Here is an 11,821-nt window from a genome sequence, read left to right on the forward strand (position 1 = left end):
AGCAGCAAGGCAAGCCAAGGCGACTGGCGCGCCCAGATCTTCGATCGACAGGCGGGCAAAGGCGCCACCGCGCGGAACCACCGCACTGCGCCGTGCTGCGATCAGATGGGCCATGCAAGGCCCCGTTGCAACGCCACAAGATTAGTCTTGCCTGACGGAAGGGTTGGCCAATCCTGCCGCCATATCAAGGCTTTCGGGGCCTTGAGCGGCCCAAGCTCACGCCGCAGCGCGGCCATGATTGCGGGCTCAGTCAACGGATCACCCTGTAATACGGCCAGCAGAACCACTCCGCGCAGGCTGTCGGATACCGGCAGAACAGCGGCCTGCCGCACCCCTGGCAGGGTCAGCATCAGCGCCTCGATCTGTTCAGGAAACACGTTCTGGTCAGCAACCGTAACCATCCGCCCGGCGCGGCCGGAAAGGTACAGATACCCCGCTTCCAGACGCCCGATTTCGCCAACCGACAGCCAGCCGTCCGACCATTCCGCGCCACCCGGATCATCGGCATAACGCTCGAACAGATAGGGGCTGCGCACCCAGATCAGCCCGGCCCGCACCTCGATCTCCACCCCCGGATAGGCCCGCCCGACCGAGCCTTCGGGCGTGGTGGCATCCGCAAGGGTGATGAAACTGGTCTCAGCCGCGCCATAGAACTCGTGCAGCACTGCCGACGGGGCCATGTCTTGCACGGCGGCCCGTAGTGCTGGATCAAGTTTCGACCCGCCGATCAGGATGACGCGCAGGGCCTGGCACACCGGGCCTGCCGTTTCAGTCATCATCCGCAACTGCGCTGGGGCAGCATACAGCACGGAAATCTGCCGCTTTTCCAAAGCTTTGCGCTGCCGGTCCGGGCGAAGATCATCCAGCAAATGCACCTCCGCCCCCAAATGCATCCCTTCCAGCGCGCCATAAAGCGACAGCGACTGGACCAGCCGCCCCAGAACCGCGATCCGAACCCCCGTACCAACGGAAAACAGCTGGGCGTTCACCACAAAGCTGGCAATCCAGGACGCCTGGCTCCGCCGGATCCGCCTCGGGGTGCCGGTAGAGCCGGACGTCAATGTCTCGAACACCGGATGCGATGCCGGAGCGGGCGGCGCGCTGCCCGGCCCGATCCGAAAACCCTGAGACGTGGAGGCCAAAGCCATGGCCAGCGCCATGGCAGACGGCTGCTCCGCTATCACCGGCACCGCTTGGCGGATCGGGTGCTGCTCGCGGCCCCGGCCATCCAACAGCCGGGCGTCGGGGTGCCATTGAAACTCAGCATCCGCCCCCACTGGTGCCCCCTTTCGCCGCGTCAGCGGAAGCTTGACGCAAGGTTGCGCGCCGCTGACGACAGCAGCCAAAGGTCCACCCCGACCGCCGTAAAGCTGCTGCCCCAGCCGATGCAGCGACGGGCAAAGTCTTGATCAATCGTCAGAATTCCTGCGGGCTTGCCGGCAGCGACAATTGCCTTGATGGCGGCTTCGATGGCCGCCACCACATCGGGATGCGACTGGTCGCCCGGATGACCCAACGAGGCGGCAAGGTCTGCCGGGCCGATGAACAGGGCATCCACCCCGTCGACAGCAGCGATGGCGTCGATCGCGGCCACTGCTTCGCGCGTCTCGATCTGAACGATCAGGCACAGCTCGTCTTCGGCATGCGCCATGTAGTCCTTGACCTGCCCGAACCGCGTGGCCCTTGTGCCACCCGCCACACCACGAAAGCCGCGCGGCGCATAGCGCATCGCGGCCACAAGGGCGCGCGCCTCTGCCGCTGACTGGACATAGGGGATCATCAGCGTCTGTGCGCCAAGATCCAGCAGCCGTTTGATCAGCACCGGGTCTTGGGATTGCGGCCGCACCACCGCCGAAACGGGGTATGGTGCCAGTGCCTGCATCATTCCCAGTGTATCGGGGATATCGGTCAGCGAATGTTCGGTATCTATACAAATCCAGTCAAAGCCGGTGCCCCCCAGCATCTCGATCACCACCGGACCGGGGATGGAATTCCACAGCCCGATCTGTTGCCGCCCCTCTTTCAAGCCGCGCTTGAAGGTGTTGATCGGCAACATCATTTTGAACCGACAAGGCTTGCCATGCGGCGCAAGGCAAGGCTGTAACCCTGCGTGCCAAAGCCTGCGATAACCCCATCCGCCCGCTGGCTGATGTAGGAGTGGTGGCGGAACGGCTCGCGCTTGTGAATGTTCGATATGTGCACTTCGAGGACCGGCCCGTCATAGGCGTTCAGGGCGTCCAGAATGCCTATGGAGGTGTGGCTGTAGGCGGCAGGATTGATGATGATGCCTGCAGATTTGCCGCGCGCCTCCTGGATCCAGTCGATCAGCTGGCCTTCGTGGTTCGATTGCAGAAAACGGATCGCCAAGCCCAGATCTTCGGCCAGTTCTGACATCGCCGCGGCGACATCATCCAGCGTTTCCGTGCCATAGATCTCGGGCTGGCGCAGGCCCAGAAGGTTCAGGTTCGGGCCGTTCAAAACGGAGATGAGCTTTGGCATGGTCAGTCCTTGGGCAATGGTTGCCCGACATTAGCCGATCCGACCGGGGGAACAAGGCTTGGCAAAAAAGAGCGGCTTTCTGACCGTCCGAAGGGGAAGGCCAGAAAGCCGCCGAGGGAGACATCGTTGCCCCAAAGGGCTGATTTCAGGCTACTTTCTCCAGAACCACCTCGGGCGTGATGCCTAAGGCGCGCACCACTTCGCGGGTCAGATGCGGGCGGTTAAGGGTGTAAAAGTGCAAATCCTCCACCCCGCCTTGCAACAGTCGGTCGCAGAGCGCGGTGCATTGGGCCAGCGCCAGCAACTCCGCGCGCCCGTCGCGGGCTGCGGTGGCGAATGCCTCGTCCAGCTTGGTGGGCACGCGGGTACCGCAGCGGGCAGCGAACCGCTTGGCGCCGTCCCAGCTGGTGATCGGCAGGATGCCGGGGATGATCGGCGCGATGATTCTGGCTGCCAGGCAGGCGTCGCGGAACCGGAAATAAGTATCTGCGTCAAAGAAAAACTGGGTGATGGCGCTGCTGGCCCCTGCATCGATCTTGCGCTTCAGCCAGGTCACGTCGGCAAGGCTGTCGGCGGCGTCGGGGTGCGGTTCAGGATAGGCTCCGACGCGGATCTTGAACTTGCCCGTCCGGGCCAGCGCCGCGACCAGATCGACCGAGCTTGCGAACCCGTCGGGATGCGGGACAAAGCGGTCGGCACCTTTGGGCGCATCGCCGCGCAGGGCGACGATTTCGGTCACTCCGGCATCGGCGTAAGCCTCTGCAATCTCTAGCGTTTCACTGCGCGTTGCAGAAACGCATGTCAGATGCGCAGCAACATTCAGGCCATAATTGCGGCCAATCGTGCTGACCGCGTCATGGGTCAACTTGCGGGTGGTGCCGCCTGCGCCGTAGGTCACCGACACGAAGTCCGGCCGCATCGGCGCCAGCGCCTGCACCGTTTCCCACAGCCGGAACGACGCATCAAGCGTCTGCGGCGGGAAGAATTCGAACGAGATGCGCGGCGTCTTGGACATGGTCAGGCTCCTTCTGGTTGCCTCTTGTCGCAGAGTTGCGGATGTGAGACCAATTCATATTACTCACCATCATTATGAGGTTCACAGCATGTACGTCGAGCTTCGCCATCTGCGCACCATCCGCGCGATCCATCAGGCCGGGGGGCTGGCCAGGGCCGCTGAGATGCTGAACATGACCCAGTCGGCGCTGAGCCATCAGGTGGCCGGGCTGGAGGATCAGGCGGGGATGGAACTGTTCGTGCGCAGATCAAAGCCAATGAAGCTTTCTTCGGCCGGAATCAGGATGTTACGCGCTGCTGACCGCATCCTGCCCGAGATCGACGCGATGGAGGAGGAGTTCCGCAGCCTGCGGTCCGGCAAGACCGGGCGGCTGCATATTGCGATTGAATGCCATGCCTGTTTCGACTGGCTGTTTCCGGTGCTGGAACTGTTCCGCCACGCCTGGCCCGAGATTGACGTGGATATCCGCGCCGGCCTGGCGTTCGACGCGCTGCCCGCGCTGAACCGTGAGGAGGTGGATCTGGTGATCTCCTCCAACCCGGTGGAGCTGCCCGGCATCACCTATAACCCGCTGTTCGATTACCATCCGACATTCCTGGCCGCAGCCAGTAACCCATTGGCACAAAAGGCGTTCATCGAGGCCGAAGACTTCCGGGATCAGGTGCTGATCACCTATCCCGTGACCCGCGACAAGCTGGATATCTTTACCGAATTGCTGACGCCGGCCAAGGTGGAACCGCGTGCGCAGCGGACGGCGGAACTGACGGCGGTGATCCTGATGCTGGTCGGTTCGAACCGGGGGGTGGCGGTGCTGCCGGACTGGGTGCTGCGCGATGTGCGGACCAGCGCCGACTATGTGACGCTGCCGTTGGGCCCACAGGTGGTGACCAAGCGGCTGTTTGCCGCGACCCGGACGGAGGATGTGGGAAAGCCGTTCATGGCGCATTTCTTGCGGCTGGGGCGCAGTGAGCCGGTAAAGTTGCAACGCGACCTGTAAGTGCTTGCGAACGCTTTGGTAATCTGGGGATCTGGTGGCAAGACGACGATCTTCAATCCGTCTACGCCGCGTCTTCATTCCGTCTCCACGCGCGGTCTGGTTTTGTGACGTTAACCATGGCGCAGATCAGCCGGAGTTTTCCATCGCCATCCCGGCATTCCCGATGATCAGGGCGCGCCCGGCGGTGATGTCGCCGGCAAGCTGCAACGCAAAACGGTCGGCGTCGCGCAGGCGCACATCGGCAAGGGTCTGGGCCACGGCCTCTTCCTCTTCACCAAAGTGGCGCAGCAGATCGGCGCCAAGGTTTAGCGCGGATTCGTAGGTTTCGCGGATCGGGGCGGACACCCCGGCCTTGATCAGTTCAATCGAATGGCGCCGGTCATAGCTGCGGGCAAACACCGGGATCAGCGGGCATTCTTCGTGCAGCATATGCGCGATACGCACCGCCGCCCCCTGATTGTCGATACCGATGATCACGGCGCGGGCGTGGGCCGCCCCGGCCGCGCGCAGGATATCAAGCCGCGTGCCATCACCGAAATAGACCTTGAAGCCGAAGTTGCCGGCGGTGGTGATCGCCTCGGGGTCGCTGTCGATGATGGTGACGCGGTGGCCGCGCGCGAGCAGCGGCTGGCTGACCACCTGCCCGAACCGGCCAAACCCGATCAGGAGGACCGCGTCGCCGTCATCTTCGGGTGCGGGCAGACCGTCGGTGGACACCACCGGTTTCGGCAACAGCCGATCATGCGCCAGCACGAACAGCGGCGTCATCACCATGGACAGGATGATGATCGCCGACAGAACGGCGTTATCGCTGGCAGTGATCAGCCCAACCGACAGCGCGGCGGAATACAGCACAAAGGCAAATTCACCGCCCTGTGCCATCAGGACAAGACGTTCCAGCGCCTCGCGGTGGCTGGCCTTGAAGATCCGGGCGACTGCGTAGATGGCCATCATTTTCAGGCTGGTGAAGGCCACCACGGAAATCAGGATCAGCCGCCAGTTTTCCGCGACGACCGCAAGGTCCAGCGCCATGCCGACGGCAAGGAAGAACAGGCCGAGCAGCAGGCCGCGAAACGGTTCGACATCCGCCTCAAGCTGGTGGCGGTAGGAAGATTCCGACAACAGCACACCGGCGAGAAACGCCCCCATTGCCGCCGAAAGCCCGCCAAGCTGCATCCATAGTGCGGCACCAAGCACGATGAGCAAGGCCGCAGCGGTCATCACTTCGCGGGCACGGGCGGCGGCAAGCAGCGAGAAAACCGGGTTGATCAGGTAGCGCCCGGCCAGAATCAGCGCGAGGATCGCGCCAAGGCCGATGCCCACGCCCATCGCGCGGTCGACCATGGTGATATCCGGTGCCCCCGGTGCCAGAAACGCCACCAGCGCCAGCAGCGGCACGATGGCGAGGTCTTCCAGCAGCAGGATCGACACGATGCGCTGGCCCTTTGGGGCGGAAATGTCGCCGCGTTCCTCCAGCATCTGCATGACGATGGCGGTGGAGGTGAGCACAAAGCCGGTGCCCGCAACCAGCGATGGCGCAAACGGATAACCCAGCGCCAGACCGACAAGGCAGAGCAGCCCCATCGACAACAATACCTGCGCCAGCCCAAGGCCAAAGATGTCGCGCCGCATCGACCACAGGCGCGAGGGCTGCATTTCCAGCCCGATGATGAACAGGAACATCACCACGCCCAGTTCGGCCACATGCAGGATGGCCATCGGGTCGGAAAACAGGCCAAGCCCGAACGGGCCGATGGCCAGCCCTGCGGCAAGGTAGCCAAGGATGGACCCGAGGCCCGCGCGTTTGAACACCGGCACGGCAATGACAGCGGCACCCAGTAGGGTGACGATGGCGGGCAGATCGACACCGGCGCTTTCGGTGGCCATTCCGGGGCTCCTTTCGCGGGCGAGGGTGGCGCTGGTGCGGCCGAAACGCAAGCCGGTTCAGGCGGATGATCGGGCATGTTGCGGACTGGCGGCCACAGAAAGTCTGGCAAAGGTCGCAGGTTCGTGGCCTAGTTCGGGCTGAGGAGGCGGTGATGTTGCGACTGCTTATCGCTTGCATGACCCTGGCCTTTCCGGCGGGGGCCGACTGCCGCCTGGCGCTGGCGCTGGCGGTGGATGTGTCGCGGTCGATCGATGCGGCGGATTATGTGATCCAGACCGAGGGGCTGGCCGCCGCACTGGAAGACCCGGAGGTTGTCGCCGCGATCCTGTCGCCGGCGGGCGATGTGGCGCTGTCGGTCTATTATTGGAGCGGCGAGAGCCATCAGGAGCTTGTGGTGCCGTGGACGGTGATCCACAGCCTGCCGGAATTGGCAGCGGTCGTGGCGCAGGTGCGCGAAAGAGAGCGGCCACAGGTCAATCTGGCGACCGCGTTGGGGTGGTCGCTGATCTATGCCGGGGATCTGCTGGCCGAGGCCCCTACGTGCGACCGCCGGGTTCTGGATGTGGCAGGCGACGGGCGCAACAACGAAGGCATCTCGGTGCGCACTGCCTACAAGCGGGTGGATTTTGGCGACACCGTGGTGAACGGGCTGGCGATTGGCGAGCACGAGATGGCGGTGGCTGATTACTACCGCGACGAGGTGATCCGCGGCATCGGCGCCTTTGTCGAGCTGGCGCCACGGATGACCGATTATCCCCGTGCGATCCGGCGCAAGCTGTTGCGGGAATTGAACGGGCCGTTGCTGGGCAGGCTTGGCCCGACAGCCGACCCGCGCGGCTGAGGGGTCGGGAAATCCGTTGGCGGCTTTGCAGGATTTCCGTTGACAGGATGGGGAGCCGCGCGATCCATTACCTGCTGTTGATTCTTGGGGGAGACCGGAATGCGCAGGCATTTTGCTGCGGTGGTGCTGGCGGTTTTAGCGGTGCTTTTTCGGCCGGAAACGGCGATGGCCGAACGGGTCATGGCGCGGGTCAGCGTTTCGGAACAGGTGATGAAAGTCTATCACGAGGGGCGGCTGTTGTTTGAATGGCCGGTTTCGACCGCCAAGCCGGGGAAGATCACCCCGACGGGGATTTACACGCCCGAAGCGTTGTCAAAGAACCACCGGTCGCGGCTTTATAACAACGCGCCGATGCCTTACGCGATTTTCTACGACGGGCATTATGCGATCCATGGCACTGATCAGACCGACCGGCTGGGCAAGCCTGCATCGCACGGCTGCGTCCGGCTGCACCCCGACAACGCGCGCATCCTGTTCGGGATGGTGCGGGCGGAGGGGATGGAGAATACGCGGGTCGTGATCGTTCAGTAGTGCTGCGCAGGACGTGCCGGGCCACCTGATCCGCGCCGGATCAGACCGCTTTCACCGGGCCTTCACTTCACGGGCTGCCGCGTGTATGCCCCGCAGCTTGAACAGACCGGAGAGATCTTATGCAGGGCAGTGCCAACCTCAACCTGATGATCAAGGCAGCCCGCAAAGCAGGACGCAGTCTGGTGAAGGACTTCCGCGAGGTGGAAAACCTTCAGGTCTCCTCGAAAGGCCCCGGCGATTTCGTCAGCCGCGCCGACCGCGAGGCTGAGCGGCTGATCAAGCAGGATCTGATGGAGGCGCGCCCGACCTATGGCTGGCTGGGCGAAGAAACCGGCGGCGATGCGGGCGCCGACCCGACGCGGCGCTGGATCGTCGACCCGTTGGATGGCACCACGAACTTTCTGCACGGCATGCCGCATTGGGCCGTGTCGATCGCGCTGGAACACAAGGGCGAGATCGTGTCGGGCGTGGTCTATGACCCGGCCAAGGATGAGATGTTCTGGGCGGAAAAGGGCGCCGGCTGCTGGCTGAACGACAACAAGCGGATGCGCGTGTCGGGGCGGCGGGTGATGTCGGATGCGGTGTTTGCCACCGGGGTGCCGTTTGGCGCGAAATCCACCCTGCCCGCGACCTTGCAGGATTTGGCGCGACTGATGCCGGGCTGTGCCGGTGTGCGGCGCTGGGGGGCGGCGGCACTTGACCTTGCCTATGTCGCGGCGGGGCGGTTCGACGGGTACTGGGAGCGCGAGTTGCAGCCATGGGATATCGCGGCGGGCCTGCTGCTGGTGAAGGAAGCTGGCGGGCTGGTGTCAGGCATCCGCGACGGGGCCGACCCGCTGGATGGCGCGCTGATCGCCGGGAACGAGGGCCTGTTCGAAGCGTTCCGGTCGATCATCCGGGGCTAAGCGCGCATCGCGGTTGCGATGGCCCGACGTTGGTGTCGCCGCATCAAGGCAATCGGCGGCGCGGCACTAGCGGGATGTTGGACCGCGACGCCTTGAAATCCGTTTCGGGATGCGGCGGGTGGCCTGCGGTTTCGCGCCAATAGCCCGCAGCGCCCCGGCGCAGCCAGACCGGCAAGGTCAACAGCACCCCACCGATGAACCCGCCAGCATGCGCCCAATAGGCCACGCCGCCCGCGTCAGTGGGGGTGACGATCCCCGAGAAGATCTGGATGCCGAACCACAGGCCCAGCACGATCCAGGCCGGAATGGCGAAGATCCGGAAGAACACCACGAAGATGAACAACACATCCACCTTGGCCTTCGGAAACAGCAGCAGATAGCCCCCCATCACCCCGGCAATCGCGCCGGATGCGCCCACCATCGGGATCATCGATCCGGTGTCGGAAAAGGTCTGCAGGCCCGCCGCTGCAAGGCCTGCGGCGAGATAGAAGATGAGAAAGCCGAAATGGCCCATCTCTTCTTCAAGGTTGTCGCCATAGATCCACAAAAACAGCATGTTGCCCGCAAGATGCATCCAGCCGCCGTGCAGGAACATCGAGGTGATCGCAGTCTCCAACCCGTCGCCAGAGATGACCCGGGCGGGGATCAGGCCCCAGGTCTGAAAGAACCGGCTGAGCTGGAAGTCATCCATCGCGGTGAAATAGGACAGAAACACGATGACGTTGATGGCGATCAGGGCCATCGTCACGAAGGGCGTGCGGCCCGAGGGGTTGTGATCGCGGATCGGGAACATGGGGCGAACCTTCCTGATCTGACGCGTTGCGTCAAGGGTGGCGAAGACAGGGGGGCGCCTGCCCCCCTCGCCCCGGCCAAGGCCGAGGCTCACCCCCCGGGGATATTTGGCGAAGAGGAAGCCCCCAGGTCAGTCCGACACTTCGGCCAGAAGCTGGGCATTGCCGCCAGATGCCGTGGTGTCGATGCAGACATGACGTTCCAAAAGGGCGTGCGCGGCATCAGGCATGTCGCCGATCAGCGGCAGGATCGGGCCAGTGCGGGCGGCCAACGCTTGCGCATAAAGCCGGGCGGCGGCGGCATCGCCCCACCAAAGGGCTGCGGAAAAGCCCTGCAGCCGGGTGAGCGCTTCGGCCGGGAGGCCCGGTGCCTCGGTGGCATGGCCGCCAAGCTTGCGGATCGCTTCGGCCTGCTGCAGGGTGGCTGCCGCGCCGGGGCCGAGGCACAGAACCGGGGCGCGGGCGGTCAGCGTCAGGCGGTTGGATTCGCCGGTTGGCCCGGGCAGGTTGAGGCTGCGGTCTGCAAGGTGCGCGCGTGGGGCGGAGAGGGTTCTGGCCAGATCAGCCTCTGCGGTTCGGGTGGCGTCCGGGGTCGCATCCGGGGCCTGCGCCTTGGTGAAGCGGTGCAGGTATTCCGGGCCGCCGGCCTTTGGCCCGGTGCCGGAAAGCCCTTCGCCGCCAAAGGGTTGGCTGCCGACTACTGCGCCGATCTGGTTGCGGTTGACATAGGCGTTGCCGACCCGCAGCCGTTCGATCACCCGTTGCACCCGGTCGTCGATGCGGGTGTGCAGACAAAAGGTCAGGCCGTAGCCGGTGGCGTTGACGGCATCGATCACCGCGTCGATCTGGGCGGCTTTGAAGGTGGCGATGTGCAACACCGGCCCGAAGATTTCGCGCGGCATGGCGGCGATGCCGGAGACTTTGAGGACGGTTGGCGCGACAAAGGTGCCAGTGGCGGGCACGGTGAGTTCCTTGAGGACGCGGCCTTCACGGCGGGCGGCCTCGATATAGGCGCGGATGTCCGACTGTGCCTCGGCGTCGATCACCGGGCCGGTGTCGGTGGCCAGATGCCAGGGATCGCCGGGGGCCAGATCGTCCATCGCGCCGAACAGCATTTCGCTGACGGTTTCGGCGATATCCTCTTGCAGATACAGGCAGCGCAGCGCCGAACAGCGCTGGCCGGCCGACTGAAAGGCGGCGGCAATGATGTCGCGCACGGCCTGTTCCGGTAGGGCGGTGCTGTCCACCAGCATCGCGTTCAACCCACCGGTTTCGGCGATCAGCGGGGCAGTCGGATCGGCGTGATCGGCCATCGCCTTGCGGATCAGAAGGGCGGTGTCGGTGGAGCCGGTGAAGGCCACCCCCGCCACGCGCGGATCGCGGGTGATGGCCGCACCGATCGCCCCGTCACCGGGCAGCAGCTGCAGCGCGCTGGCCGGAACCCCGGCCCTGAGCATGAGATCCACCGCAAGGGCGGCAATCAGCGGCGTCTGTTCCGCCGGTTTGGCCAGCACCGCGTTGCCCGCAGCCAAGGCGGCTGCGATCTGGCCGGTGAAGATGGCGAGGGGGAAGTTCCAGGGGCTGATGCAGGCGAACACACCGCGGGCGGGGTGGGTCAGGGCCTCGGCTCCAAGCGCGTAGTAGCGGATGAAATCCACTGCCTCGCGAAGTTCCGATACCGCGTCGGCCAGCGTCTTGCCGGCCTCGCGCGCCAGCAGCGCGAAGATCGGGCCGAAGTTCTCCTCATAAAGATCGGCGGCTTTCAGCAGCACAGCTTTGCGGATCAGCGGGGCGGCGGACCATGGTTCTGCCAGCCGCAAGGCCGTGTCCACATCGGGCAAGGCTGCGGTCAGCACCTGACCGACGGGGGTACCGGTGGCAGGGTTGGTCACGGTCAGGCGCATGCCCCCCGCGACGCGGCCCGCCAGCCGGGGCGCGGCCTCGAACAAGGCATCCGCATGCGGGCTGCGGGCGTTTTCGATCAGCGCCAGGTCGGTGGCATCGGTCAGATCCCAGCCTTGGGAGTTCTTGCGCGCGCCGTAAAGCTGCGGGCCGGTGGGCAGGGCGGGGCTGGCCAGGGGGGTCATCCGCTCCATCGCTGTCACCGGGCAGGCGGCGACGGTTTCGGGTGCCACCTCTTCGTTGACGATCTGGTTGACGAAGCTGGAGTTGGCACCGTTTTCCAGCAGGCGGCGCACGAGATAGGCCAGAAGATCACGATGCGCGCCGACGGGGGCATAGATGCGGCAGCGGGTGGCGTGGTCGGTCAGCACGATGTCGTGCAGCCGTTCGCCCATGCCATGCAGGCGCTGAAACTCGAACGCCAGCGGGTCGGTCGCCATATCCAGGATGGC

At 64.7% G+C, this 11,821-nt stretch carries 11 protein-coding genes; 4 read left to right on the top strand and 7 right to left on the bottom strand.

The window, feature by feature from the left end; translation table 11 throughout:
* Positions 1 to 101 precede the first annotated feature (101 nt).
* The 4 genes from RMO18_RS13215 to metF form a co-directional block, all read right to left on the bottom strand.
* The gene (locus RMO18_RS13215; RefSeq protein ID WP_309666482.1) at positions 102 to 1,277 is read right to left on the bottom strand and encodes an AMP-binding protein; all 1,176 of its coding nucleotides are present in this window, start codon (positions 1,275 to 1,277) and stop codon (positions 102 to 104) included.
* Positions 1,278 to 1,297: 20 nt separating this feature from the next.
* Entirely contained in the window at positions 1,298 to 2,056 is a 759-nt protein-coding gene (locus RMO18_RS13220; protein ID WP_309666483.1) for an HpcH/HpaI aldolase/citrate lyase family protein, read from the bottom strand.
* Positions 2,056 to 2,499: a type II 3-dehydroquinate dehydratase gene (gene aroQ / locus RMO18_RS13225; RefSeq protein WP_309666484.1), complete on the bottom strand. Its 444-nt coding sequence runs from the start codon at positions 2,497 to 2,499 to the stop codon at positions 2,056 to 2,058. The genes RMO18_RS13220 and aroQ overlap by 1 nt, the downstream gene beginning before the upstream one ends.
* Positions 2,500 to 2,644: 145 nt before the next feature.
* Complete coding sequence (gene metF, locus RMO18_RS13230) at positions 2,645 to 3,514, bottom strand: methylenetetrahydrofolate reductase [NAD(P)H] (protein ID WP_309666486.1); 870 nt, start codon at positions 3,512 to 3,514, stop codon at positions 2,645 to 2,647.
* A gap of 88 nt (positions 3,515 to 3,602) precedes the next feature.
* On the opposite strand from metF, the gene RMO18_RS13235 reads away from it, so the two are divergent.
* Positions 3,603 to 4,511 (top strand): LysR family transcriptional regulator, encoded by a 909-nt coding sequence (locus tag RMO18_RS13235; protein WP_309666488.1) that lies wholly within the window; start codon positions 3,603 to 3,605, stop codon positions 4,509 to 4,511.
* Positions 4,512 to 4,637: 126 nt separating this feature from the next.
* On the opposite strand, the gene RMO18_RS13240 is transcribed toward RMO18_RS13235, so the two are convergent.
* The gene (locus tag RMO18_RS13240; RefSeq protein ID WP_309666490.1) at positions 4,638 to 6,398 is read right to left on the bottom strand and encodes a monovalent cation:proton antiporter-2 (CPA2) family protein; all 1,761 of its coding nucleotides are present in this window, start codon (positions 6,396 to 6,398) and stop codon (positions 4,638 to 4,640) included.
* Positions 6,399 to 6,550: 152 nt separating this feature from the next.
* Between RMO18_RS13240 and RMO18_RS13245 the strand changes: the two genes are divergently transcribed.
* From RMO18_RS13245 to RMO18_RS13255, 3 genes are all read left to right on the top strand, one after another.
* A complete protein-coding gene (locus tag RMO18_RS13245) occupies positions 6,551 to 7,240 on the top strand; it encodes a DUF1194 domain-containing protein (protein WP_309666492.1) in 690 nt (229 codons plus the stop codon).
* Positions 7,241 to 7,339: 99 nt separating this feature from the next.
* Positions 7,340 to 7,771 (top strand): L,D-transpeptidase, encoded by a 432-nt coding sequence (locus tag RMO18_RS13250; protein WP_309666493.1) that lies wholly within the window; start codon positions 7,340 to 7,342, stop codon positions 7,769 to 7,771.
* 119 nt (positions 7,772 to 7,890) lie between these two features.
* The gene (locus RMO18_RS13255; protein ID WP_309666495.1) at positions 7,891 to 8,676 is read left to right on the top strand and encodes an inositol monophosphatase family protein; all 786 of its coding nucleotides are present in this window, start codon (positions 7,891 to 7,893) and stop codon (positions 8,674 to 8,676) included.
* Between the two features lie 43 nt (positions 8,677 to 8,719).
* Here the strand turns inward: RMO18_RS13255 and RMO18_RS13260 are convergent, their stop codons facing one another.
* Positions 8,720 to 9,469, bottom strand: coding sequence for a rhomboid family intramembrane serine protease (locus tag RMO18_RS13260; protein WP_309666496.1), 750 nt, complete (start codon positions 9,467 to 9,469; stop codon positions 8,720 to 8,722).
* 129 nt (positions 9,470 to 9,598) lie between these two features.
* On the bottom strand, positions 9,599 to 11,821 hold a 2,223-nt coding region (putA, locus tag RMO18_RS13265; RefSeq protein ID WP_309666497.1), incomplete at its 5' end, for a bifunctional proline dehydrogenase/L-glutamate gamma-semialdehyde dehydrogenase PutA.

The organism is Tabrizicola sp., assembly GCF_031377265.1.
Lineage (GTDB): Bacteria > Pseudomonadota > Alphaproteobacteria > Rhodobacterales > Rhodobacteraceae > JAUYQR01.

What these genes read in the sequence shown, in the direction of transcription:
- RMO18_RS13220 (WP_309666483.1), bottom strand. Translation starts at nt 2,056, where the DNA reads ATGTTGCCGATCAACACCTTCAAGCGCGGCTTGAAAGAGGGGCGGCAA.
- aroQ (WP_309666484.1), bottom strand. Translation starts at nt 2,499, where the DNA reads ATGCCAAAGCTCATCTCCGTTTTGAACGGCCCGAACCTGAACCTTCTG.
- metF (WP_309666486.1), bottom strand. Translation starts at nt 3,514, where the DNA reads ATGTCCAAGACGCCGCGCATCTCGTTCGAATTCTTCCCGCCGCAGACG.
- RMO18_RS13235 (WP_309666488.1), top strand. Translation starts at nt 3,603, where the DNA reads ATGTACGTCGAGCTTCGCCATCTGCGCACCATCCGCGCGATCCATCAG.
- RMO18_RS13240 (WP_309666490.1), bottom strand. Translation starts at nt 6,398, where the DNA reads ATGGCCACCGAAAGCGCCGGTGTCGATCTGCCCGCCATCGTCACCCTA.
- RMO18_RS13245 (WP_309666492.1), top strand. Translation starts at nt 6,551, where the DNA reads ATGTTGCGACTGCTTATCGCTTGCATGACCCTGGCCTTTCCGGCGGGG.
- RMO18_RS13250 (WP_309666493.1), top strand. Translation starts at nt 7,340, where the DNA reads ATGCGCAGGCATTTTGCTGCGGTGGTGCTGGCGGTTTTAGCGGTGCTT.
- RMO18_RS13255 (WP_309666495.1), top strand. Translation starts at nt 7,891, where the DNA reads ATGCAGGGCAGTGCCAACCTCAACCTGATGATCAAGGCAGCCCGCAAA.
- RMO18_RS13260 (WP_309666496.1), bottom strand. Translation starts at nt 9,469, where the DNA reads ATGTTCCCGATCCGCGATCACAACCCCTCGGGCCGCACGCCCTTCGTG.